This window comes from Paraburkholderia sp. MM5482-R2 (assembly GCF_050436125.1).
Classification (GTDB): Bacteria; Pseudomonadota; Gammaproteobacteria; order Burkholderiales; family Burkholderiaceae; genus Paraburkholderia; species Paraburkholderia tuberum.
In genome coordinates this window covers 540,957-563,814 of record NZ_JBNDLP010000002.1, presented here as the reverse complement: position 1 = coordinate 563,814, position 22,858 = coordinate 540,957, and the positions used below count along the sequence as shown (strand labels likewise).

The window sequence follows — 22,858 nt, the reverse complement described above, 5'->3', positions numbered from 1 at the left end:
GCCGGTCGGCGGGGCATCTGGCCGTAAAACGGCGGGCGCCCGTTGGACTGACGGCGACGCAATCGGTTCGCGAGCGCAGCGCTGCGCACCCGGCCGCGCCCTCCCGCGAAATGATTCCGCGGCGCGCGATTCTGCCGGCTGGGCGGCGCTGTGCCCAAAAAAAGAGCGCCCATTATACGCGCGCTACCTGGTCAGCTTCGCGCGCGTGTCGTCGATTTGCACACGTTTGCGCGCACCTGTCCCCCGCAAAATGCGCGTCGCGCGTTTTCAGCGCCAGGCGTCGACGATGATCCGCTTCAGGATGTGAAGCTTGCGATGCAGAAAGTGCTCGGCGCCCGGAATCACGACGACCGGCAGTTCCTGCGGCCGCGCCCAGTCGAACACGGACTGGACGGGAACGGTCTCGTCGACTTCGCCGTGGATCACGAGTGTGCTTTCGGGCACGGGTGCGACGTCCCAGCGGCTCGCCGCGGTACCGACGAACACGATGCGCTCGATTTCCCGGCCTTCATCGCGCAGCTTCGCCGCGACGTGCGACAGCACCACGGTGCCGAACGAAAAGCCCGCCAATACGAGCGGCAGATCGCCGTAGTCCGGATCGGAGCGCATGTGCTCGAGCACCGCGCGCAGATCGTCGCGCTCGCCGACGCCCGCGTCGTGCTCGCCCTGGGTCTGGCCGACGCCGCGGAAATTCGACCGGTAAGTGACGTAGTTCAGCTGCACGAGCGTGCGCGCGAGGGTCTGCGCGACCTTGTTGTCCATCGTGCCGCCAAACAGCGGATGCGGATGCGCGACGAGCGCGATGCCGCGTGGCGCGGCGCCTTTTTCGCGCACGCCGTCGGGCAGGTCCAGCGCGACCTCGATCTTGCCGACCGGGCCGTCGATCAGATACTTCTTCGTGTTGACGTTCATCGGGATGGATCGTTTTGTGGTTCGCGCTATTGATCGATCTTCAGACGCTCGACGATCTTGCCGTTCGCAAGATGCGATTCGACGATCTCGTCGATGTCGCTCTCGTCGACATAGGTGTACCAGACCGCCTCGGGATACACGACGAGCGTCGGGCCCAGTTCGCAGCGATCGAGGCAGCCGGCCTTGTTGATGCGCACCTGGCCGGGCCCGGCGAGGCCGAGTTGCTTCACGCGTTGTTTCGCGTATTCCTGCATCGCCTGTGCGTTGCAGTTCGCGCAGCTCGGACGCTCGGCGCCGGGGTCGCGTTGATTCAGACAGAAGAAAACGTGGTGCTTGTAGAAGGAATCCATGATGTTCGGGAGGCGAGCCTGAAAGGAAGTGCAATGGCGGTGCGGACGATTATAGCGACCGGGCTGTGCGAGCGTCGGGACCTGGCGGCCGGCGCGCAAGCACGTCACGCCCGCCTCGCGCGCCGCTTGAGCCACGCCCGCTCGACCGCGAACGCGAGCCACACCAGCGCCGCATAGGGCCATATCCATGCGAGCCAGCGCGCGAGCCCGTTGAAATGCAGATAGCGTCCCTGCCGCCAGTCGGCGAGCACGGCGTCGAAATACGGGTTCACCGGCAGCAGATTGACGAACACGAGTGCGACGACCAGCGCGACCCCGGCGAGCGTCGCACGCAACCGCCGCCGCAGCGGCAGCGCGACGAGCGCCGCGACGGTGCCGCACACGAGTCCGATTAGCGCGCCGGGCGTCGCCCAGTCGAACGCGAGGCCCGATTGCGATTGCAGGAACGTCGCGCCGGCCTTCACGCACAAGGTCGCGACGATGAACACGAACAGCAGGCGCACGCGTGGCGCATGACGGCGCGCCGGCAGCGATGCAAGCGCGAGCGCCGCGAACAGGTTTAGCGCCGTGATCAGCGCTTCCCATGTGTCGTCGTCCAGCCACGCGGCGGCCGCCGCCGGCCATGCGCCGACATGCCACGCGGACGGCGTCCACGCGAGCAGCGCGTCCTGGGTGGCCGGATCGACGCTCAGCCACAGCGCGCGCGGCCAGTTGCCGAGGCCGAACAGACGCGGCGACGGATACATCGTCGCAAACGGCCACGCGGCGACGAGGCACGCGAGCGTCGCATGGCCGCGCTCGAACCACAGCAACCGCAAACGCCTGAGCAGGCCGCGGTCGAGCAGCGCGCCGGTCAACGGCGACATCACCGCCGCGCCGACGAGCGCGCCCAGCGTGTTGGCGGCGAGATCGAGATTGGAGGCGACGCGTGTCGGCAGATAGGTCTGCACGGCTTCCATCGTGCCTGACAGCAGACCGCCCAACACGAACGCGAGCGCGACGGCCAGCGTGCCGCGCCAACGCGGGTACACCGCGAGCACCACCAGCGCGCCGAACGGCATATAGCCGAGCACGTTGGTGACGACGTCGAACGCCGTCAGGTACTGCGGCATCGGATCGAACAGATAGGCGAACGGCGTGATGCCGAGCGAGCGCCAGCCCGAGAACGGATACCACGACCCATAGACGATCAGCGCCGTGTAAAGCAGCAGCGCCTGACGGGCCAGCGTCGACGGGCGGCGCAGCCAGGGGCGTTCGCTCATGCAGCGCTCCGTTGCGTGCGCTGCCCGCCCGTCATTGCGCGGCGACCAGCGCCTGCGAGCCGAGCCACGTGGTGATCTGCGCGACGAGGTCGTCGCTGGCCGCGGCGAGCGCCCGCGCGCCGCCGGCCGCATCCGCCGAATGCGCGGGCGCGTGCGCGACGAAGGTCTGCTGGCCGATCACCTTGCCGCCCTGCATCAGCGTCGCGCGCGCGGTGATCGCGCCGTGGCTGTCCGTCTGGCTGTCGAACACCTGCTCGAACTCGGTCAGATCGACCCGCAGCACCGGCGCGCTCACGCCGTCCGCGCCCGTCAGCACGGTGCCGCGCTCGCTCAGCGCGTTGCGCAGGCGCTGCGTCAGCAGTTGCGACGGCATCATCGTCCAGTGGCTGTTGGCGTAGGCGGCCGTCTGCTGCGCGTCGGCGTAGCTCAGCCGATAAGTCATCCGGTCGGATTCGAGCACGGACGGCGCGCTGACCTCCAGCACCTTGACGGCCGGCAGCCGGCTCGCCGCGGCGGCCTGCGGCGGTGGTCCGAAGTCGTAGCGGACATCCGACACCACCGCGGACGTGCCCGCGCAGCCCGCCGCCAGCACGCCGAACGCAAGCAGCGCCGCGAGCGCGGCGAGCGCGGCGCGCGCGGACAACAGTCGGTGAATCGAGCGTGACATGGGCATTTTCCTCTGTTCTAGCCTGCGGATTTAGTGAGCTGCGGGCGCGGTAGCGGCGGGCCACGCGAAGCCGGCCTCGCCCGGACCCGGCGCCGGGCGCGGCGCGCCAAACAGCACGCTGCGCGGATTGGTGTTGAAGGTGTCGGCGGCGCGGTCGATCGATTGCGCCGCCGCGCGCACGTCCTCGGTCAGCGAATTGACGCGCGGCAGCGTCTCGTAGCCGACCCGCGCGGACAGGTCCTGCAGCGACATGTTCATCTGCCCGAGCGCATCGCCCGCCTGCTGCGCGGCCGTGCCGACCTTGTCCAGATTGCGCTCGAGGGGCCCGTCCGGACGGTTCAGGCCGGTGATCATCTGGTTGGTCGACGCGAGCGTGCGGTTCAGCTGGTCGATCGTGCCGGGCAGCTTGCTGGCGACGGGCCCCATCTGACGGGTCAGCGTCGCGACGCCCGAAGCGGCCTGCGCGATGCTCGCCGCCGTGTCGTGCAACTGCGCGACCATTTCCGGCGACAGCATGTCGTTCACGTTGTCGGTGACTTTTTCGAGCTTGCGCAGCAGCACCTCGCCGCGTCGCTGCAACTGGTCGAACAGACCCGGGCGCATCGGCAATTGCGCGACCTTTTGGGCCGACGACGGCAGCGGCGTCAGATCGCGCCCGGTATCGTCGAGCTGGATGAACGCGATGCCGGTCACGCCCTGCAAGCCGAGGCTGCCGAACGTCGAATGCGTGATCGGCGCGTGCTCGTCGACCATGATGCGGATCAGGATCTGCCCCGGATGTGTCGGATCGAACTTGATCGACTGCACACGGCCGACGTCGAGCCCGCGAAAGCGCACCGCCGCGTCCGCAAAGAGGCCGTTCACGCTGGTGCGCGCGATCAGGTCGTACGGCACCCGCACGGTGCGGTCGACGTTGAACAGATACGCCGCCAGCGCGATCGCCGCCGTCAGCACGACCGTGAAGAGCCCGGCCCAGAACGCATGCGCTTTGTTTTCCATTGTCAGTTTCCCTGGTTCATAGCGGCCTGGTTTATGGCGGCCGGCCTCACAGCGGCAACTCGGACGACGCCGGCTCGAGCGCCGCCTGCGGCAGCTTCGCGCGGCGCTCGGGCGGCAGCGCCTGCAGCGCGCGGCGCCCGCGCAGGCCGAGGAAATATTCGTGGATGAACGGATGGTCGACGCCCGCGGCCTCCTCGACCGGCGCGTTGACGAGCACTTTGCGATCGGCCAGCACGGCCACGCGTGTCGACAGTGCGACCATCGTATCGAGATCGTGCGTGATCATCACGACCGTCAGACCGAGCGCGCGATGCAGCCCCGAGATCAGCTCGACGAATTCGTCGGACGCCTCCGGGTCGAGGCCGGCGGTCGGTTCGTCGAGGAACAGCAGTTCGGGTTCGAGCGCGATCGCGCGCGCGATGCCAACCCGCTTGATCATGCCGCCCGACAGCGCCGATGGCATCTTCGACGCGTGCTTGCACGGCAGCCCGACCATTTCGAGCTTCAGCATCACGATGTCGCGCAGCAGGTCTTCGGGCACCTTGCCGAGCTCGCGCACCGGTTGCGCGACGTTGTCGAACACCGACAGCGACGAGAACAGCGCGCCGCGCTGGAACAGCATGCCGGAGCGGCTGCGCATCAGCAGCGCGGTGTCGGGCGAGATCGTTGCGAGGTCTTCGCCGAACAGCTTGATCGTGCCCCTCGACGGGCGCTCGAGGCCGAGAATCTGCCGCACCAGCGTGGTTTTGCCCGAGCCCGAGCCGCCGACGATCGACACGATCTCGCCGCGCCGCACGTCGAGGCTCAGATGCTGATGCACGATGTTGCGGCCGTAGCGCTTGGTGATGTCGATCACCTCGATCACCGGCTCGGCGATCGACGGTACGGGTTGGCCGCGTACGGCTTCGGTGAGTGGCGCGATCATCCTAGCCCCACGTTTTGAAAGAGGATCGCGAACACCGCGTCCGCGAGAATCACGATGGTGATCGACGTGACCACCGAGGTCGTCGTGCCTTCGCCGAGACTCTGCGAATTGGCTTTGATACGGAAGCCGAAATGACAGCCGGCGATCGCGATCAGCATGCCGAATACCGCGCCCTTGCCAAGCCCGATCCACAGGTTCGCGATCGGCACGACGTTCGGCAGCTGGCGCGCGAAGAAGCTCATGTCGATGCCGAGCACGAGCTTCGCGGCGAGCGCGCCGCCCGTCAACGAGATCACGTTGGTCCACATCACGAGCAGCGGCATCGCGACGGCCAGTGCGATCACGCGCGGCAGGATCAGCCGCAGGCCGTGCGGGATGCCCATTACGCGCATCGCGTCGAGCTCCTCGGTCACGCGCATCACGCCGATCTGCGCGGTGATCGCCGAGCCCGAGCGGCCCGCCACCAGAATCGCCGACAGCACCGGGCCGAGTTCGCGAATCACCGCGAGGCCGAGAATATTGACGATGAACTGGTTCGCGCCAAACATGCGCAATTGCTGTGCCGACAGATAGCTCAACACGATGCCGATCAGGAACGCGACCAGCGCGGTGATCGGCAGCGCGCGAGCGCCGGCGTTGTAGATATTCGCGGAGATTTCGGTCCACGGCGTGAGTTTCGGCTTGCGCGCGATCGCGAGCAGATCGAGCACGAAGCGCCCGAGCATCGCGACGCCGCCCTGCAGGTGCTCGACGAACGAGAAGAGCCCGAGGCCGAGACGCGTAAAGGGATCGAGGCGCGTGACCGGCTCGGCGCTCTCGCGCACCGTGTCGAGCAGCGCGATGCGCTCGAAGATGTCGCGCTGGGTGTCCGTGAGCGCGGTGCCCGGCGGCATCTTGCGGCCCCACACGCGCCACAGCGCCTGGCCGCCGACGTGGTCCATCCTGTCGACGCGCGACAGGTCCCACTCGCCGATGCCCTGCGCGCCGGTCAGCGAACGCAGTTGCGGAATCACGTGCCCGGTGTCGCGATCGCGCGCGAGCGCGAGCGCCGTCCACTGGCCCGAGAGACGGACGATCTTGCCTTGGCTGCCGGCCGCGACTTCAAGGCCGGGCGGAGTGTCATTGTTCAAGGATCGCGTGAATCTGGTTATCGGATTAGCGGCCATTGTAACGAAGGCTCGGCCGCCGGTCCGCACTGATGCACATCGATCGGCGTCGCCGTTCGCCGCTGCGCATTCGAGTCCCGGGCGGGTTCGCTGTGGCTACAATATGGGACATGAATGCCTCCAAGACTCCCGCCTCCCCGTCCGCAGCGACAAGCGCGGCACCAGCCTCGTCGTCGGCTTCGACCGACTGGCGCATCGATCGCGAACGCGCGGTCAAGCTGTTCGGCGCGCATGCGCATGACTGGCCGATCGAAATCGTCGAAGAAACCGGCTCGACCAACGCCGACTTGATGACCCACGTGAAAGCCCTGCCGCGCCGCGCGAACGCGCTGCCGCGGCCGATCGTGCGCGTCGCGTATCTGCAGACCGCCGGGCGCGGCCGCCGTGGGCGGCCGTGGTACGCGGAGCCCGGCAACGCGCTGCTGTTTTCGGTCGCGTGCGTCTTGCCGCGACCGCTCGAAGGGCTCGGGGGCTTGAGTCTCGCGGTGGGCGTCGCGCTCGTCGACGGGCTGCGCTCGCTACCGGTCGCGGGTCCCGGACAGATCGCGCTGAAGTGGCCGAACGACGTGCTGCTCGAAGGCGACAAGCTCGCCGGCATCCTGATCGAAACCGCGTGGAGCACCGACGACGCGTGCGCGGTCGTGATCGGCATCGGCACCAACGTGAAAGGCGCCGACGAACTCGCGGCGAAGGTGGGCGCGCTGAACGCCGAGGTACCGCCGCAGGCGCTCGGCACCGTGCCGACCGCGTTGCAACGCGCGCTGCCGAACGCGAATCTGACCGATACGCTGGCAGCCGAATTGAACGCGCTCGAGCCGATGCTGCAGCGCTTCGGCGCCGAAGGCTTCGCGCCGTTCCAGCCGCGCTGGAACGCGGTGCATGCTTACGCGGGCCGCGACGTCGTGCTGCTCGAACAAGGCCAGGAGCTCGCGCGCGGCGTGGCGGCGGGCGTTGACGAGCGTGGCCAGTTGCTGCTCGATACGGCTGAGGGCCGCCAGAGCATCGCGACCGGCGACGTGTCGCTGCGCCTCGCCCACGGTGTCGCATGAGGCAGCGCGCGCCATATCTGCTGATCGACGCGGGCAATAGCCGGATCAAGTGGGCGCTGGTGCAGCCCGATGGGACGCAGTTGGCGAGCGGCGCGCTCGCGCATGACGACCTTGCCGGGCCACGCGCGCGGTCAGGTGCGCAACCCGCTTGGACTGACTGGCCGGCGCCATGCGGCGCGTGGCTCTCCAACGTCGCGGGCGCGGAGGTCGCGACGCACATCGCGGCGCTCGTCGACGCGCACTGGCCGCGACTGCCGCTCGCGACGATCCGCGCAAGTGCTCGTCGATGCGGCGTGACCAATTGCTACACGACACCGGACTCGCTCGGCAGCGACCGCTGGGCCGGCATGATCGGCGCGCACGCGACCTTTCCCGGCGAGCATCTGCTGCTCGCGACCTTCGGCACCGCGACGACGCTCGAGGCCTTGCGCGCCGATGGCGCGTTTATCGGCGGATTGATTGCGCCGGGCTGGACGCTGATGATGCGCTCGCTCGGTGAGCACACCGCGCAACTGCCGACGCTCGACGCCGCGCGCGCGCGCGGTCTGCTCGACGCCGCCGATACCACCGGCGCGGTCCGTCGCGGGCCGTTCTTCGCAACGGATACGCCGCGCTCGCTGTCGGCGGGCTGCACGCTGGCGCAGGCCGGACTGATCGAGCGGATGTGGCGGGACCTGCAGGATGAGTGGCAGGTGCCGGTGCGTCTCGTGGTCAGCGGCGGCGCCGCCGACGAAGTGGCGAGCGCCCTGAAAGTGCCGCATACTCGCCACGATTCGCTGGTGCTGTCAGGGCTTGCGCTGATCGCAGCCGAGGATATGGCGCGGCAAAGCGGCTGATTGCCTGCCGTGGCTAGCGTTCGATTCACGACCGGGTGGCGCGTGATGTACGTGTAGAACGTGCGCCTCAGTTGCGCGCAATTCGCCGCCCATTTTCCGAACCCGAGTCTTTCCCGCACGCCCCAGGCTCAACTTCTTTCTGAATTGGAAACACCCACAATGCTTCGCTGGCCGATCGCCATTCTGATTGTTGTCAACGTGCTGGCTTTCGTCGCGCTGCTTGGCGCCTTCGGCCCCACACCCACCGCCAGCGGACGCGAGCCGAATCATCTGAATCGCCAGATTCATCCGGACTGGCTGAAGGTGCGGCCGGTCAGCGCCGCCGATGCGGCCGACCAGGCGGTGGTCGGCGGACCCGCGCCGCAGGCGCCGATTTCGACATCGGAGTTGCCGCAGTAATCAGGTGAGCGACGCGATCGGTTAGAAGTTCAGCAGTGCGCCGCGCGTTTTGCGGTAACTGGCGGCATCAACCCTGCGTCCGCACCTTCTTCAACAGCGCGCTCGTCGAGCGATCGTGCTCGAACGCAATCGCGAGCGCCTTGCCGCCCCAACCGCGCACGAGCGCCGATTCGGGCAGCGCGTCCATGTCATAGTCGCCGCCCTTCACGAGCACGTCCGGGCGCAGCGCGGAAATCAGCTCGACCGGCGTCTTCTCGCCGAAGCCCACCACGTAATCGACGCTTTCCAGCGCCGCTAGCAAGGCCACGCGGTCGGCCTCGTTGTTGATCGGCCGGTCGTCGCCTTTGCCGAGCATCCGCACCGACGCGTCGCTATTGACACCAACGATCAGGCACGCGCCCAGCGCCTTTGCGTCGGCCAGATAGGTAACGTGACCACGATGCAGGATATCGAACACGCCGTTCGTAAACACGACGGGCGCGCGCAGCGAAGGACGAAGCTTCACCAGGGCATCGCGCGTCAGAATCTTGCGTTCAAAGATGGCGGTCATCGCACGGTCACAGAGTTGGGGAATTAGGGAGTTGGGGCGTGACGGGAACAGGAATGCCAGGTGCCGTCACGATACACGGTGGACGGCCCGAAGCAAAACGGTCCGGCAAGCTCGCGCTTGCCGGACCGCCGTTTGATACGGTGCTGAAACGCCTGAGTCGTTACGCCGGCTGCTGCTGCGCCGGGTTTTGTTCAGCGGCTTGCAGACGCGCGACCACTTCCTTGCGATAACGGTTCAGTTCCTGCGCGGTGTTGAACGTGCGTTCGAACAGCAGCGACAGGTTGTGCAGAATGCGCTCGATGACCTTCTTTTCCCAGCCGTCGTCGAAACGGATCTGCTCGTCGAGCCAGCGCTCGAGCCATTCCGGATCCGGCAGACGCGACTGGATCGTGTCGCGCGGGAACAGCGCCTGGTTCACGTGCAGGTTGGTGGGGTGCAGCGGCTTTTCGGTGCGACGCGCCGACGCCATCAGCACGCCGATCTTCGCGAACGCGGCACGCGCGATGTCGCCGGTTTGCGCCATCGCCTTCTTCATGTAGCGCAGATACGCACCGCCGTGGCGCGCTTCGTCGCGCGAGATAGTTTCGTAGATGTGCTTGATGACTGGCTCGGTATGCCATTCGGCGGCGCGGCGATACCAGTGATTCAGGCGGATTTCGCCGCAGAAGTGCAACATCAGCGTTTCGAGCGGCGGTGCGGGATCGAACTCGAAGCGCACTGCGTGCAGTTCCTCTTCGGTCGGGACCAGTTCCGGCTTGAAGCGGCGCAGGTATTCCATCAGCACCAGCGAGTGCTTCTGCTCCTCGAAGAACCACACGCTCATGAATGCGGAGAAATCGCTGTCGTGATGGTTGTCGCGCAGAAACATTTCCGTGGCGGGCAACGCCGACCATTCCGTGATCGCGTTCATCTTGATCGTCGCGGCTTGCTCGTCGGTCAACAGCGATGCATCGAATTTGTCCCAGGGAATGTCCTTCTCCATGTCCCATCGAACGGATTCGAGCGATTTATAAAGTTCCGGATAAAGCATGGTGTTCATAGTCCCACCCCTGTTCTGCACATACTGTGTGTGTCTGTTGCTGCTACGTGTAGCCGTTTTTACCTACGACGAACGGACGCGCCGTTTATCGGCCAAGCATTCAATTTTACGCGTTAATCAGCCGCCCAGAAGCATCGGGCAGCAAAGAAGTCCGGGCTTTTGTATTGGCGCCTGAAGCGTGAATCAGGCGCCGTGGCCAACCGTGGGGAGGGATACCCTTTGCCTGAGGTCGAGCCAGTCTGGGTCTGGCAACCGCACCGTCCCGCCCCGTACCGGTAGCGCCGGCGGCGACTGACGCGAGGGCGGCGGGATTGGTTGTTTTCGGCGCACGCCCCAAAGCCAGATCAAGCTTACACAATGATAGCACGCGCCTCCCACGAAACCCGTGACAGAAGCGGCGCGAGCGCACGGTGGCATTGACTTCTCTCAATAAAGTCGGCGATTCGCGCGGGCGGAAACCGCCGGCGCTGGAATAGGGAAAAACGCAGCCGATCAGTGGCCTTCATCAACGGCCACTGATTCCCGGCGCGCCGTCCGGCTCACGTCGACTTTTTCGGCGTTGCCGCGCTCGTTCCGGCCGCGCGTTTGGCCGACGGCGCGGCGCGCTTCGCCGCCGGCCGTTTGACGGCGGGCTTCGCGTTTTGCGCGGCGGCGCCCGATGCATCGGCGCCCGACGCATCGGCGCCCGACGCATCGGCGCCCGACGCATCGGCGCCCGACGCATCCGCGGCCTTCGACGGTTCCGGCTTGCCCTGCGTGCCCCCGCCCGCCGCGGCGACCGCGACGGACGGCTGCGTCATCGCGAACTGCGCGATCTGGTTGAACTGCGATTGCAGCAGATTCCACCACGCGGACGCATCGAAGCCGGGCGCCGCGGGCGCTTCCTCTTCGTCGCTGTCGGCCTGCGTGGCGCTTTCGGGCGTGGGCTCGGCCGGCTTCGTCCAGCTCGGCGCACGGGCGGGGCTCGGGGCGGTGTTCGGCGCGTCACTCGCGGCGGCACCCGACGCAGCAGCCGCCGCCTGCGACATCGACGATTGCGCGAACGCGCCGAACGCCCGCAGCGTCGCGAGCGTCGCACGTTGCACTTCGAGCGCCTGGATCGCCGACTGCAGCATGCTCAGGTTCAGCTTCAGCCATTGCTCGACCGCGCGCATGTCGGTGATGCGCTTGTCGAGTTCCTCGACGCTCGTGAGCGGCGCCATCATGTCGGACATCATCGACAGCGACGGACTCGTGCCCCCACCCGGCTGCGCGCCCGTCATGGCGGCGCCGAACGGCGACAGCCGAATCATGCTCCACATGCGATCGAGCATTTCAGCGGGCGGAAAACCGGGGAAGCCGGGAAAGGGCGGCGCGGAGCCAGTGGTGTCGGTCATGGTTGTCGCCTCGGTGCTGGATGATAGGTGGAGCGCGCGATGCCGCGCGCGTCGATTCGATCATACCGTGTGGGGTATGACATCACGATCGTTGGTCGTTACGTGGACCGCCCGCGCCAAAATCGGGCGCGCGCCGCTCGCGCAACGAGCTCAGGCCCTCGCGCACGTCGGGTCCGGCGAAGCCCATGAATTCCAGCGCGAGCGACGTATCGAACGCCGGCCCCGCCGTGCGCAGCCAGTTGTTCAACGCGTACTTGGTCCAGCGGATGGCGGTCTGCGAACCGTCGGCCAGCTTGCGCGCGACTTCGAACGCCTTCGGCCGCAGATCGCTTTCGTCGACGGCCAGCGACACGAGCCCGATGCGCTCCGCCTCCTCGCCGCTCACCGGCTCGCACAGCAGCAGGTAGTACTTCGCCTTCGCCATGCCGCACAGGAGCGGCCAGACGATCGCCGCATGATCGCCCGCGGCGACGCCGAGGCGCGTGTGTCCGTCGATGATGCGGGCCGTCTTCGCCGCGATCGAGATATCGGCGAGCAGCCCCGCGACGAGCCCCGCGCCGACCGCCGGCCCGTGCATCGCCGACACGATCGGCTTGCCGCAGTTGATCACGTTGTAGACGAGATCGCGCGCTTCGCGCCACACACGCGTGCGCACCTCGAAATCGTTCGCCATGTCCTCGACGAGCTGCAGATCGCCGCCGGCCGAAAAGCCTTTACCCTCGCCGCGAATGATCGCGACGCGCGTATCGGGATCGCGATCGATATCGCGCCAGATTTCCGCGAGCTCGTAATGCATGCGTGCGTTCGCGGTCGCGAGGCCGCTTTTATTCGCGCCCTCGCCGCTCATCACGACTTCGAGCACGCCATGCGGATGACGCTGCAAACGCAGCGACTGGTAGTGCGCGTAGTACGCGTCGTTCGGTTGCGATGGCTGAGGCATGGTGAGCAGTCCGGAGGAGATTCGTTCAGTCGCGCGCGGAACGCCGCGCCCCGTTCAATGCGGCTGATAAAGCCACTTGCCATTGGTGATTTCGACCATCACGCGGGCGCGCTGATCGAGCCCGAGATGATCGGCCGCGCTCATGTTGACGACGCCATTGGTGTCCGCGAGACCGCGTGTTCCTTCGAGCGCGTCGCGCAGCGCGCGGCGAAACGGCGGCGTGCCGGGCGCGCCGGCTTTCAGCGCGAGCGGAATCGCATGCTCGAGCAACGCGCCCGCGTCCGACGTGTACGAACCGAATGCCGACACGCTGCCCGCCCCGTGCTGCGCCTCGAAGCGCGCGATGTAATCGAGGGCGAGACCCTTCGCCGGATGATCGGCCGGCAATTCCGTGGCGACCAGCACCGGGCTCGCGGGCAGGAAGGTGCCGTTGCAATCGGCGCCGCACACGCGCAGGAAGTCGTTATTGCCGACGCCGTGGTTGTGATAGATGACGCCTTTGTAGCCGCGCTCGCGCAGCGTTTTCGGCGGCAGCGCGGCAGGCGTGCCGGCCGCGCCGACCACCACCGCGTCGGGATGGGTCGCGAGAATTTTCAGCACCTGCCCGGTCACGCTCGGATCGGTGCGATTGAAACGCTCGCTCGCGACCACGTCGATGTGATGCAACTGCGCGAACTTCGCGACCTCGGCGTAGAACGTCTCGCCGAGCGCGTCGGCCTGGCCGATGAACGCGATCGTCTTCACGCCGTGTCCGCTCGCATGCTCGGCGATCGCCGAGGCCATCATCGCGTCCGTCTGCGGCGTCTTGAAGACCCAGCGACGTTTCGCGTCGACCGGTTCGATGATTTTCGCGGACGACGCGAGCGAGATCATCGGCGTTTCGCCCTCGGCGACCACGTCGATCATCGCGAGCGAATTCGGCGTGATCGACGAGCCGATGATCGCGTCGACGTGATTCTCGCTGATGAGCTTCCTGGTGTCCTGCACGGCGTGGGTCGTGTCCGATGCATCGTCGAGCACGATGTATTCGACGTTCTGCCCGCCGATCTGTTTGGGTAGCAGCGCGACCGTGTCGCGCGCGGGAATGCCGAGCGACGCGGCCGGCCCGGTCAGCGACAGCACGAGACCGATCTTCACCTGCGCGAACGATGTCAGCGACAACGCGCAGGCAAGCGCGGCCCACAGCGTCGCGGCGCGCCGCGCGAAGCGCCGACCACGTTGAGGCAAGCCACGCGCGCTCGTGCGCGCTTCAACGGGCGACGCGCAAGCGCGCCGACGTTCAGCTGCGGAGAAGTCCAATCGCGGCATGCTGTCTCCTCACGTCGGGGTTTTCGTTGTGATGTTTGCCGCAGTGTAGCCGCGCGCGCAAGTGGCGGCATCGGGCGAAACCCTTTCGCGCGTGCCGCCCGCGTCACAGCATTGCCGCGTGAGCGCCGCGCTTCATTCGAGCGGCGCGATGCTCTGCTCGATCGCGCCGAAAATCGACTTGCCCGCATCGTCGAACATTTCGATCCTCACGGTGTCGCCGTATTTCATGAACTCCGTTTGCGGCGCGCCGTGCTCGATCGTTTCGAGGCAGCGCTTCTCGGCGATACAGCAGTAGCCGCGTTTCGCGTCCTTGTTCGACACCGTGCCCGAACCGACGATGGCACCAGCACGCAGATTGCGCGTTTTCGCGGCATGCGCGATCAGCTGACCGAAGTGAAACACCATATCGGTGCCCGCGTCGGGCTGGCCGACCTTCCTGCCGTTCCAGTGGACGATCATCGGCCGATGCACGCGGCCTTCGCGCCAGTGTTCGCCGAGCTCGTCGGGCGTCACGGCGACCGGCGCGAATGAGGTGGCCGGCTTGCTCTGAAAAAAGCCGAAGCCCTTCGCGAGTTCGGCGGGGATCAGGTTGCGTAGCGACACGTCGTTGACGAGCATGACCAGCCGCACGCCGCGCAGGGCCTGCTCGGGCGTCGCGCCCATCCGCACATCGCCGGTGACGACCGCGACTTCGGCCTCGAAGTCGATGCCGTACTCTTCCGATGCGCACGCCACGTCGTCGCGCGGGCCGATGAAATCGTCGCTACCGCCCTGGTACATCAGCGGGTCGGTCCAGAATTCTGGCGGCATTTGCGCGCCGCGCGCGCGCCGCACGAGCTCGACGTGGTTCACGTACGACGAGCCGTCGGCCCACTGGAACGCGCGCGGCAGCGGCGCCATGCACTCTTTGGCGTCGAATGAAAAGCTGTTGCGCGCACGGCCCTGGTTCAGCGCATCGTAAAGGTCATGCAGTTGCGGCGCGTAGAAGGCCCAGTCGTCGAGCACGCGCTGCAGCGTGGGCGCGATCGCGTCGGCGATGGCCGCAGTGTGCAGGTCGCGGGACACGACGATCAGTTGACCGTCGCGCGTGCCGTCCTTCAGCGAGGCAAGTTTCATAGAGCTGTGAACCGTGTATTAGTGACGATGGAAGGAATGTATTCTACGATGGTGAATCGGCGCGGCCCAATATCTGCGTGTTCGTCGTCGTGTCACCGTAGCCGTCTCCATTACGATCACCGAACGCGCTGCCCGCGCCTTTTGCACATGTCCGCCAACGCCCGCTCCGGCACGATCCGCACCCGCACCGACCCCGCGTCCGCCGACGATCTGCTCGATCCCGCCCATGCAACCGACGCCACCGGCGCCGATGACGAACCCGGCGAACCCGGCGAAGAAAAACTGCGCTCGGGCATCCAGTCGATCGAGGTCGGTTTCAGGCTGCTCGACGTGCTGACCCACGAGCCGGGCGCGATGATGCTGCGCGATCTCGCGCAGCGCGCGGGCATGAGTCCGGCGAAGGCGCATCGCTATCTGGTCAGCTTTCTGCGTCTCGGCGTGGTCGCGCAGGACCCGCTGTCGGGCCGCTACGAACTCGGCGGCTTCGCTTTGCAGCTGGGGCTCGCGCGGCTTGCTCGCGTCGACGGTGTGAAGCTCGCGCGCATCGCGCTCGCCGAACTGCGCGACCGGCTCGACCTGACCGTCGGCATCGCGGTGTGGGGCAATCAGGGACCGACGATGGTGCACTGGATGGAGTCGAGCTATCCGGCCAAGGCGTCGCTGAAGCTCGGCGACGTGATGCCCTTGCTCAGTTCGGCGACCGGTCTGCTGTTCGCCGCCTACCTGCCGTCCGGCAAGACCGCCGCGATGCTCGAGCGCGAGCTGGCCGACTCGCGGCGCTCGTCGTATAGCGGCGCGCCACGCACCCGCGAAGAGGTCGACAAGGTGCTCGCCGAGGTGCGCGAGCACGAGGCTGCGCGCGTCGAAGGCATGCTGCTGCCGACGATCCACGCGTTTTCGTTGCCGGTGTTCGATTCGACCGGCGAACTCGCGCTCGGTCTCGTCGCGCTCGGCCATGAAGGCGCGTTCGATATCCGCTGGGGCGGCGAGATCGATACCGCGCTGCGCGAATGCGCGCGCAAGCTGTCGTACGAACTCGGCTATAGCGCGACCCCGCGTGGTGACAACGGTTGATACGCACCGTATCCTTTCACGCTCTCACCGATTCAAACGCCGATGGATTTTGCTTCCGCCAACCGCCGTCATGATCGCCTGCCCGCTTTTGGTAGCGGGCCGGGACGCGGCGCGCGCGCGTGGCGCTGGATCGCCGTCCTCGCGGCCGTCGCGGTTGTGCACTGGATCGCGGCGCAATGGTTCGAGCGCAATCGCGTGGATCTGAATCCGGCGAATCGCGAGCATGTGCCGGTGCAGGTCGTGCTGCTGAGGCCCGAAAGGGTCGAGCGTCAACCCGCGCCACAGCCCGCCGTGCCGGCACCGCATCCGCCCGCGCCAGCACGCAAGCCCGTGGCGAGGCCGCCGCGCGAGCAGCATGTGATGACCGCGTTGCAACCGGCCAAACCGAACGAGCCCGCGGCCACGCCGGCATCGGAGGTGGCGGCTAGCGCGCCACCCGCCACCGCGAACGCGAATGCATCGGCCCATGCGAATGCCAGTGGCGCCGTCGCGAGCGTCCCTGCCGCGGCCAGCGCGCCGCAAGCGTCGCAGGGCGTGAAGTTTTCGGTACCGCCGTCGGCCGAACTCGACTACGACACGTTCTACAACGGCGTGCGCAACGCGCCCGGCACGATCCATTGGGCGAGCGACGGGCAGGGCTACGAAATGGTCGTATCAGTGCCGCTGCCGTTCGTCGGTCCGTTCGTGTTTTCGAGCCACGGCGGCATCGATGCCTTTGGCCTCGCGCCGGCGCAGTACAGCGAAAAGCGTGGCCGTCGCGCCGAAGACATCGCGATCTTCAATCGCAACGACAAGAAGGTTGGCTTTACGCGCACGCCCGCCTCGTTGCCGTTGCCCGACGGCGCGCAGGATCGCTTCAGTGTCGTGATGCAGCTCGCGAGCCTCGTGCGCGGCGATCCTGACGCCTATAAGCCTGGCGTGACGCGACAGTTTTTCGTCGTCGATACCGATAGCGGGGAGAATTGGCCGATCGAGACGATCGGCGACGAAACGATCCGCGCCGCGCAAGGCTATCTGGAGACGCGTCACTTCAAACGTCTGCCGCGGCACGATGGCGACCAGCGCCGCGTCGATGTGTGGCTCGCCCCGTCCCTTGGCTGGCTGCCGGCGCGCATCCTGCAGACGGAGCCGAACGGTACCCAGTTCGAACTGGTGTGGCGCGGCAAGCTGAATGTCGATGGCACGTCGCCGGATGACCGCGGCAATGGTGGCGCGCCGGCCACGCCTGCTGCACCCGCAGCCCCCGCTGCCACGGGCCCTGCAACGCCGGCGCCGGCTCCGGCCGACGCATCGGCAGTAACACCCGAGGCCGCCCCAGCTGCACCGGTCGATTCGACCGCTCCGACCATCATCAAACCGTGACAGGTTTCGTGACAGAGTGTCACGAGCAAATCCGCACGAGATCGGCGAAACTTCCTTTGCAACGCTGACTCGCACGTCAATGGAGCCCCGTTCGCGCGAACGAGGCGACCCACCGCGCTTTTTCACTGCGTTTCCTTCAAAGGAGTCCGCATGCAAGTGAACATCAACGGTATCGACACACGCTACGTGCTGAGCAACGAAGGCGGCGGCCCGTGGCTCACGTTCATCCATCAGTTGGGCGGCGATCTCTCCATCTGGGATCAGATGGCAGGCTATTTCCGCGACGATTACACGGTGCTGCGCTACGACGTGCGCGGCCACGGCCACAGCGCGGTTGCGCGCGAGCCGTTCGCCATGCGCGATCTGGCCGACGATCTCGCCAAACTGCTCGATGCCCTCGGCGCGCGGACGACGCACCTGGTCGGCCTGTCGCTCGGCGCCATGATTGCGCAGCAGTTCGCGCTCGACCATCCATCGCGCATCGACACGCTGACGATTGCCGACAGCACCGGCGGCACTCCGCCCGAGAACCGCGAGTTGTGGAATCAGCGCACCCACACCGCGCGCAGCGACGGCATGGAGGCGCTGTTACCGTCGACGATCGCGCGTTGGCTCACGCCCGACTTTCAGGCCGGCCATCCCGAAGCGGTCGAGCCGATCCGTGAGACATTTGCGCGCACCTCGCCGGAAGGTTTTGCGATGGCCTGCGAGGCACTGCGCGATTTCGACCTTCGCGGCCAGCACGGCGCAATCCGCTCGCCGACGCTGACGGTGGCCGGACGTCACGACACTGGCACGCCCCCTGCTGCTACGCAGGCAATAGCGGAGGCGATCGAGGGCGCCCGCTTCGAGTTGCTGGACGCCGCGCATCTCGCGCCAATCGAGCAATCACAGCGTTTCGCCGCCTTGCTTGAATCGTTTCTGGAGCGGCGAGTCTAACCGTCAGGTCCGGAGTTTTTACTTGCGTCGTCCGGACCCACCCCTTGAATTCCATCCCACATGCTCCACCTACGGTGCAGAAAAGGGCAGGAGCCCAACGGAAATAAGGAGTGTCGCCATGCAAATGATCTATAACAGCCCTAACTACTGTGTCGTCGAGTTTCCTCCGCAGGAAGGTCTGCTTGCCATGAAGTCGGGCGGCTACGAGATTGTCGACAAGAACATGCAGCGCGAAATCTACATCGATGGGGCAATGGCGGCGCGTTTTCGCGAGCATGTGCAAAAGCTGATCGAAGGCGAGCCGACGCTCGACGAGGTTGATGAATTCCTCGGTCAATTCGACAGTCTGATGCATCAACCGGTGGTCCTGCATTGACCGGAGGTGTTCAGCTGGCGCTCTGGCGACATCGATCGACCGCACCGCGCGGCTTTGGCGGCGGGTTCCATCAAGCGGTCGGCGGCAGCGAAACGGCCCGGCAGGCTTCGGCTTGCCGGGCCGTTTTTTATTGCATCGTTTGTTAGCGCGTTTCTGAATTCCCGGCGCGGCGCGTTCGTATCGGTCGATTTTGCCGGCCGCGCCTCGCACTCTCCTCCGCGGCGGGCGCATCCGCCCGGCTGCGGCTACAATGACAGGCTTTCCGCCAACGCCGGCGCAAGCCCTCGTCCGCCATGACCCAGCCTGCTCAATCCATCACGCCAGTCCGTTCGGAGCCCGCCTACACCCGCGGCGCAGCGCTGCCCGCGCTGCTGAACTCGCGCATCCTGATTCTGGACGGCGCGATGGGCACGATGATCCAGCGCTACAAGCTCGACGAAGCCAGCTATCGCGGCGAGCGCTTCAAGGACTACGCGCGCGACATCAAGGGCAACAACGAACTGCTGTCGATCACCCAGCCGCAGATCATCGCCGAGATTCACGAGCAGTATCTCGCGGCGGGCGCGGACATCATCGAGACCAACACGTTCGGCGCGACCACGGTCGCGCAGGCCGACTACGGCATGGAATCGCTCGCCGTCGAGATGAACATCGAATCGGCGAAGCTCGCGCGCGCCGCGTGCGACAAATACGCAACGCCGGACAAGCCGCGCTTCGTCGCCGGCGCGATCGGCCCGACGCCGAAAACCGCCAGCATTTCGCCGGACGTCAACGATCCGGGCGCGCGCAACGTGACCTTCGACGAACTGCGCGCCGCGTACTACGAGCAGGCGAAAGCGCTGCTCGACGGCGGCGCGGACCTGTTCCTCGTCGAAACGATCTTCGACACGCTGAATGCGAAGGCCGCACTGTTCGCGCTCGACGAGCTGTTCGAAAACACCGGCGAGCGTCTGCCTATCATGATCTCGGGCACCGTCACCGATGCGTCGGGCCGCATTCTGTCGGGCCAGACCGTCGAGGCCTTCTGGAACTCGCTGCGTCACGCGAAGCCGCTCACGTTCGGCCTGAACTGCGCGCTCGGCGCGGCGCTGATGCGTCCGTACATCGCCGAGCTCGCGAAGCTGTGCGACACCTACGTGTCGTGCTATCCGAACGCCGGCCTGCCGAACCCGATGAGCGACACCGGCTTCGACGAATTGCCCGCGGATACCTCTGGCCTGCTGAAGGAATTCGCCGAAGCGGGGCTCGTGAACATCGCCGGCGGCTGCTGCGGCACGACGCCCGAGCACATCGCGGCGATCGCGAAGGCGCTCGCCGAGCTGAAGCCGCGCAAGTGGCCGAGCCAGTATCGCGACGCGGCCTGAGCCCGCCTGAAACACTTCGCCCTGACGCCCTGCACGTCCCTTAACGCACGCACCCGACTCGCACACACGCCATGACCGATCACACCATGCGCCTTGCCGGCCTCGAGCCGTTCAACGTCACGTCCGGGACGCTCTTCATCAACGTTGGCGAACGCACCAATGTGACCGGCTCGAAAGCGTTCGCGCGAATGATCCTGAACAATCAGTTCGACGAAGCATTGGCCGTCGCGCGCCACCAGGTCGAGAACGGCGCGCAGGTAATCGACATCAACATGGACGAGGCGATGCTCGATTCGAAAGCGGCAATGGTCCGCTTCATGAATCTGATCGCGTCGGAGCCGGACATCGCGCGCGTGCCGATCATGATCGACTCGTCGAAGTGGGACGTGATCGAGGCGGGTCTCAAGTGCGTGCAGGGCAAGGCGATCGTCAACTCGATCTCGCTGAAGGAAGGCAAGGAAGCGTTCGTTCATCATGCGAAGCTGATTCGCCGCTATGGCGCGGCTGCGGTCGTGATGGCGTTCGACGAACAGGGCCAGGCCGATACGTTCCAGCGCAAGACCGGGATTTGCAAGCGCTCGTACGACGTGCTCGTCAACGAAGTCGGCTTTCCGCCCGAGGACATCATCTTCGATCCGAACATCTTTGCGATCGCGACCGGCATCGAGGAACACAACAACTATGCGGTCGACTTCATCGAGGCGACCCGCTGGATCAAGCAGAACCTGCCGTACGCGAAGGTGAGCGGCGGCGTGTCGAACGTGTCGTTCTCGTTCCGCGGCAACGATCCGGTGCGCGAGGCGATTCACACCGTGTTCCTCTATCACGCGATCCAGGCGGGGATGGACATGGGCATCGTCAACGCGGGCCAGCTCGGCGTGTATGCCGAACTCGATCCCGAACTGCGCGAGCTCGTCGAAGACGTCGTGCTGAATCGCCGTCAAGACGGCACCGACCGCCTGCTTGAAATCGCCGACAAGTTCAAAAGCGGCGCCGCGAAGAAGGAAGAGAACCTCGAGTGGCGCAAGCAGCCAGTCGAGAAGCGTCTCGCGCATGCGCTCGTGAGCGGCATCACCACGTTCATCGTCGAAGACACCGAGGAAGTGCGCGCGAAGATCGCCGCTGCAGGCGGCCGTCCGATCAACGTGATCGAAGGTCCGCTGATGGACGGCATGAACATCGTCGGCGACCTGTTCGGCCAGGGCAAGATGTTCCTGCCGCAGGTCGTGAAGTCGGCGCGCGTAATGAAGCAGGCGGTCGCGCATCTGATCCCGTTCATCGAGGAAGAAAAGCGCCAGCTCGCGGCGGCCGGCGACGACGTGCGCGCCAAGGGCAAGATCGTCATCGCGACCGTGAAGGGCGACGTGCACGACATCGGCAAGAACATCGTGTCGGTCGTGCTCCAGTGCAACAACTTCGAAGTGGTCAACATGGGCGTGATGGTCCCGTGCAGCGAGATCCTCGCGAAGGCGAAGGTCGAGGGCGCGGACATCATCGGGCTGTCGGGCCTGATTACGCCGAGTCTCGAAGAAATGGCCTACGTCGCATCGGAAATGCAGCGCGACGACTACTTCCGCGTCAAGAAGATTCCGCTCCTGATCGGCGGCGCGACGACCTCGCGTGTGCACACGGCGGTGAAGATCTCTCCGCACTACGACGGGCCGGTGGTCTACGTCCCGGACGCGTCGCGCTCGGTATCGGTCGCCTCGAGCCTGCTGTCCGACGAGGGCGCCGCGAAGTACATCGACGAACTGAACGCCGACTACAACCGCATCCGCGATCAGCATGCGAACAAAAAAGCACAGCCGATGGTCACGCTCGCGCAAGCGCGCGCCAATAAGACGAAGATCGACTGGGCAGGCTATCGGCCGGTCAAGCCGAAGTTCATCGGCCGGCGCGTGTTCAAGAACTTCGATCTGAACGAGCTCGCGAACTATATCGACTGGGGTCCGTTCTTCCAGACGTGGGATCTCGCCGGCCCATATCCGGCGATTCTCAATGACGAGATCGTCGGCGAATCGGCGCGGCGCGTGTTCTCCGACGGCAAGTCGATGCTCGCGCGCCTGATTCAGGGCCGCTGGCTGCAGGCCAACGGCGTGATCACGCTGTTGCCGGCCAATACGGTGAACGACGACGACATCGAAATCTACACGGACGAATCGCGCACCGAAGTCGCGCTGACGTGGCGCAATCTGCGTCAACAGAGCGTGCGGCCGGTGGTCGACGGGGTGATGCGACCGAACCGCTCGCTGGCCGACTTCATCGCGCCGAAGGACTCGGGCGTCGCCGACTACATCGGCATGTTCGCGGTGACGGCGGGTCTTGGCGTCGACGTGAAGGAGAGGCAGTTCGAGAAGGATCTCGACGACTACAGCGCGATCATGCTGAAGGCGCTCGCGGACCGGCTCGCCGAAGCATTCGCCGAAGCGTTGCACGCGCGCGTGCGGCGCGACCTGTGGGGCTACGCGAACAGCGAAAACCTCTCCAGCGACGAGCTGATCGCCGAAAAATACCGAGGCATCCGCCCGGCGCCAGGCTATCCGGCCTGCCCCGACCACCTCGTCAAGCGCGACATGTTCGACGTGCTGCGGGCGAACGAAATCAACATGAGCGTGACCGAATCGCTGGCGATGCTGCCGGCGGCGAGCGTGTCGGGCTTCTACCTCGCGCATCCGGACAGCACCTATTTCTCGGTCGGCAAGATCGGCGCGGATCAGCTCGACGACTACGCGCAGCGGATGTCGCTCACGAAAGCGGACGCCGAGCGCGCGTTGGCGCCGTTGCTTTGAGCGTGAAGCGATACGTGGCGCGGGCCGTGCGGCCCGAGCCGCGCGTGCGCGACTATATTG

At 66.2% G+C, this 22,858-nt stretch carries 21 protein-coding genes and 1 pseudogene; 9 read left to right on the top strand and 13 right to left on the bottom strand.

Annotation, left to right across the window (positions count from 1 at the left end; genetic code table 11):
- Positions 1–267: 267 nt before the first annotated feature.
- The 7 genes from OKW37_RS05630 to OKW37_RS05600 form a co-directional block, all read right to left on the bottom strand.
- A complete protein-coding gene (locus tag OKW37_RS05630; protein WP_429407612.1) occupies positions 268–912 on the bottom strand; it encodes an alpha/beta hydrolase in 645 nt (214 codons plus the stop codon).
- Between the two features lie 26 nt (positions 913–938).
- On the bottom strand, positions 939–1,262 hold the full coding sequence (locus OKW37_RS05625; RefSeq protein ID WP_090802831.1) for a (2Fe-2S) ferredoxin domain-containing protein: 324 nt from the start codon (positions 1,260–1,262) through the stop codon (positions 939–941).
- A 104-nt stretch (positions 1,263–1,366) separates the two neighbouring features.
- Positions 1,367–2,524, bottom strand: a complete 1,158-nt coding sequence (locus OKW37_RS05620) for a VanZ family protein (RefSeq protein ID WP_090802829.1) — start codon at positions 2,522–2,524, stop codon at positions 1,367–1,369.
- A 31-nt stretch (positions 2,525–2,555) separates the two neighbouring features.
- Positions 2,556–3,191, bottom strand: a complete 636-nt coding sequence (locus OKW37_RS05615) for an ABC-type transport auxiliary lipoprotein family protein (RefSeq protein ID WP_429407615.1) — start codon at positions 3,189–3,191, stop codon at positions 2,556–2,558.
- 30 nt (positions 3,192–3,221) lie between these two features.
- Positions 3,222–4,190: an MlaD family protein gene (locus OKW37_RS05610; protein ID WP_184062592.1), complete on the bottom strand. Its 969-nt coding sequence runs from the start codon at positions 4,188–4,190 to the stop codon at positions 3,222–3,224.
- A 46-nt stretch (positions 4,191–4,236) separates the two neighbouring features.
- Positions 4,237–5,115 carry an ABC transporter ATP-binding protein gene (locus OKW37_RS05605; protein WP_018419267.1) on the bottom strand — a complete coding sequence of 293 codons (879 nt, stop codon included), beginning with the start codon at positions 5,113–5,115 and terminating at the stop codon, positions 4,237–4,239.
- A complete protein-coding gene (locus tag OKW37_RS05600; protein WP_184062594.1) occupies positions 5,112–6,245 on the bottom strand; it encodes an MlaE family ABC transporter permease in 1,134 nt (377 codons plus the stop codon). The genes OKW37_RS05605 and OKW37_RS05600 overlap by 4 nt, the downstream gene beginning before the upstream one ends.
- 146 nt (positions 6,246–6,391) lie before the next feature.
- On the opposite strand from OKW37_RS05600, the gene OKW37_RS05595 reads away from it, so the two are divergent.
- The 3 genes from OKW37_RS05595 to OKW37_RS05585 all read left to right on the top strand — a co-directional run bounded on the left by OKW37_RS05595 (position 6,392) and on the right by OKW37_RS05585 (position 8,565).
- Positions 6,392–7,330, top strand: a complete 939-nt coding sequence (locus OKW37_RS05595; RefSeq protein ID WP_429407618.1) for a biotin--[acetyl-CoA-carboxylase] ligase — start codon at positions 6,392–6,394, stop codon at positions 7,328–7,330.
- A complete protein-coding gene (locus OKW37_RS05590) occupies positions 7,327–8,166 on the top strand; it encodes a type III pantothenate kinase (RefSeq protein WP_429407620.1) in 840 nt (279 codons plus the stop codon). The genes OKW37_RS05595 and OKW37_RS05590 overlap by 4 nt, the downstream gene beginning before the upstream one ends.
- 159 nt (positions 8,167–8,325) lie before the next feature.
- Positions 8,326–8,565 carry a hypothetical protein gene (locus OKW37_RS05585; protein ID WP_090802818.1) on the top strand — a complete coding sequence of 80 codons (240 nt, stop codon included), beginning with the start codon at positions 8,326–8,328 and terminating at the stop codon, positions 8,563–8,565.
- A 67-nt stretch (positions 8,566–8,632) separates the two neighbouring features.
- On the opposite strand, the gene rfaE2 is transcribed toward OKW37_RS05585, so the two are convergent.
- The 6 genes from rfaE2 to OKW37_RS05555 all read right to left on the bottom strand — a co-directional run bounded on the left by rfaE2 (position 8,633) and on the right by OKW37_RS05555 (position 14,894).
- Positions 8,633–9,115: a D-glycero-beta-D-manno-heptose 1-phosphate adenylyltransferase gene (rfaE2, locus tag OKW37_RS05580; protein ID WP_429356523.1), complete on the bottom strand. Its 483-nt coding sequence runs from the start codon at positions 9,113–9,115 to the stop codon at positions 8,633–8,635.
- Between the two features lie 160 nt (positions 9,116–9,275).
- Positions 9,276–10,154 carry a ferritin-like domain-containing protein gene (locus OKW37_RS05575; protein ID WP_184026492.1) on the bottom strand — a complete coding sequence of 293 codons (879 nt, stop codon included), beginning with the start codon at positions 10,152–10,154 and terminating at the stop codon, positions 9,276–9,278.
- 539 nt (positions 10,155–10,693) lie between these two features.
- Positions 10,694–11,530 (bottom strand): PhaM family polyhydroxyalkanoate granule multifunctional regulatory protein, encoded by an 837-nt coding sequence (locus OKW37_RS05570; protein WP_429407622.1) that lies wholly within the window; start codon positions 11,528–11,530, stop codon positions 10,694–10,696.
- Between the two features lie 82 nt (positions 11,531–11,612).
- Complete coding sequence (locus OKW37_RS05565) at positions 11,613–12,470, bottom strand: enoyl-CoA hydratase/isomerase family protein (RefSeq protein ID WP_429407624.1); 858 nt, start codon at positions 12,468–12,470, stop codon at positions 11,613–11,615.
- A gap of 54 nt (positions 12,471–12,524) precedes the next feature.
- A complete protein-coding gene (locus OKW37_RS05560) occupies positions 12,525–13,778 on the bottom strand; it encodes an ABC transporter substrate-binding protein (RefSeq protein ID WP_429407626.1) in 1,254 nt (417 codons plus the stop codon).
- 132 nt (positions 13,779–13,910) lie between these two features.
- Positions 13,911–14,894 (bottom strand): fumarylacetoacetate hydrolase family protein, encoded by a 984-nt coding sequence (locus OKW37_RS05555; RefSeq protein WP_184051339.1) that lies wholly within the window; start codon positions 14,892–14,894, stop codon positions 13,911–13,913.
- Positions 14,895–15,041: 147 nt separating this feature from the next.
- Between OKW37_RS05555 and OKW37_RS05550 the strand changes: the two genes are divergently transcribed.
- The 6 genes and pseudogenes from OKW37_RS05550 to metH all read left to right on the top strand — a co-directional run.
- Positions 15,042–15,968, top strand: coding sequence for an IclR family transcriptional regulator (locus OKW37_RS05550; protein WP_429407628.1), 927 nt, complete (start codon positions 15,042–15,044; stop codon positions 15,966–15,968).
- Positions 15,969–16,010: 42 nt separating this feature from the next.
- On the top strand, positions 16,011–17,330 hold the full coding sequence (locus tag OKW37_RS05545; protein ID WP_429407630.1) for a DUF3108 domain-containing protein: 1,320 nt from the start codon (positions 16,011–16,013) through the stop codon (positions 17,328–17,330).
- Between the two features lie 150 nt (positions 17,331–17,480).
- Positions 17,481–18,269 (top strand): alpha/beta fold hydrolase, encoded by a 789-nt coding sequence (locus OKW37_RS05540; RefSeq protein WP_429407632.1) that lies wholly within the window; start codon positions 17,481–17,483, stop codon positions 18,267–18,269.
- A gap of 118 nt (positions 18,270–18,387) precedes the next feature.
- On the top strand, positions 18,388–18,645 hold the full coding sequence (locus tag OKW37_RS05535; protein ID WP_062125693.1) for a BTH_I0359 family protein: 258 nt from the start codon (positions 18,388–18,390) through the stop codon (positions 18,643–18,645).
- 293 nt (positions 18,646–18,938) lie between these two features.
- The gene (locus OKW37_RS05530; RefSeq protein ID WP_090802800.1) at positions 18,939–20,009 is read left to right on the top strand and encodes a homocysteine S-methyltransferase family protein; all 1,071 of its coding nucleotides are present in this window, start codon (positions 18,939–18,941) and stop codon (positions 20,007–20,009) included.
- A 59-nt stretch (positions 20,010–20,068) separates the two neighbouring features.
- A pseudogene (gene metH, locus OKW37_RS05525) lies at positions 20,069–22,798 on the top strand (methionine synthase); the annotation flags it as partial.
- Positions 22,799–22,858 lie beyond the last annotated feature (60 nt).

Coding starts and splice junctions, on each gene's coding strand:
- OKW37_RS05535 (WP_062125693.1), top strand. CDS start 18,388: ATGCAAATGATCTATAACAGCCCTAACTACTGTGTCGTCGAGTTTCCT.
- OKW37_RS05575 (WP_184026492.1), bottom strand. CDS start 10,154: ATGAACACCATGCTTTATCCGGAACTTTATAAATCGCTCGAATCCGTT.
- OKW37_RS05540 (WP_429407632.1), top strand. CDS start 17,481: ATGCAAGTGAACATCAACGGTATCGACACACGCTACGTGCTGAGCAAC.
- OKW37_RS05630 (WP_429407612.1), bottom strand. CDS start 912: ATGAACGTCAACACGAAGAAGTATCTGATCGACGGCCCGGTCGGCAAG.
- OKW37_RS05625 (WP_090802831.1), bottom strand. CDS start 1,262: ATGGATTCCTTCTACAAGCACCACGTTTTCTTCTGTCTGAATCAACGC.
- OKW37_RS05615 (WP_429407615.1), bottom strand. CDS start 3,191: ATGTCACGCTCGATTCACCGACTGTTGTCCGCGCGCGCCGCGCTCGCC.
- OKW37_RS05585 (WP_090802818.1), top strand. CDS start 8,326: ATGCTTCGCTGGCCGATCGCCATTCTGATTGTTGTCAACGTGCTGGCT.
- OKW37_RS05545 (WP_429407630.1), top strand. CDS start 16,011: ATGGATTTTGCTTCCGCCAACCGCCGTCATGATCGCCTGCCCGCTTTT.
- rfaE2 (WP_429356523.1), bottom strand. CDS start 9,115: ATGACCGCCATCTTTGAACGCAAGATTCTGACGCGCGATGCCCTGGTG.
- OKW37_RS05565 (WP_429407624.1), bottom strand. CDS start 12,470: ATGCCTCAGCCATCGCAACCGAACGACGCGTACTACGCGCACTACCAG.
- OKW37_RS05560 (WP_429407626.1), bottom strand. CDS start 13,778: ATGCCGCGATTGGACTTCTCCGCAGCTGAACGTCGGCGCGCTTGCGCG.
- OKW37_RS05605 (WP_018419267.1), bottom strand. CDS start 5,115: ATGATCGCGCCACTCACCGAAGCCGTACGCGGCCAACCCGTACCGTCG.
- OKW37_RS05595 (WP_429407618.1), top strand. CDS start 6,392: ATGAATGCCTCCAAGACTCCCGCCTCCCCGTCCGCAGCGACAAGCGCG.
- OKW37_RS05570 (WP_429407622.1), bottom strand. CDS start 11,530: ATGACCGACACCACTGGCTCCGCGCCGCCCTTTCCCGGCTTCCCCGGT.
- OKW37_RS05610 (WP_184062592.1), bottom strand. CDS start 4,190: ATGGAAAACAAAGCGCATGCGTTCTGGGCCGGGCTCTTCACGGTCGTG.
- OKW37_RS05590 (WP_429407620.1), top strand. CDS start 7,327: ATGAGGCAGCGCGCGCCATATCTGCTGATCGACGCGGGCAATAGCCGG.
- OKW37_RS05555 (WP_184051339.1), bottom strand. CDS start 14,894: ATGAAACTTGCCTCGCTGAAGGACGGCACGCGCGACGGTCAACTGATC.
- OKW37_RS05620 (WP_090802829.1), bottom strand. CDS start 2,524: ATGAGCGAACGCCCCTGGCTGCGCCGCCCGTCGACGCTGGCCCGTCAG.
- OKW37_RS05530 (WP_090802800.1), top strand. CDS start 18,939: ATGACCCAGCCTGCTCAATCCATCACGCCAGTCCGTTCGGAGCCCGCC.
- OKW37_RS05550 (WP_429407628.1), top strand. CDS start 15,042: ATGTCCGCCAACGCCCGCTCCGGCACGATCCGCACCCGCACCGACCCC.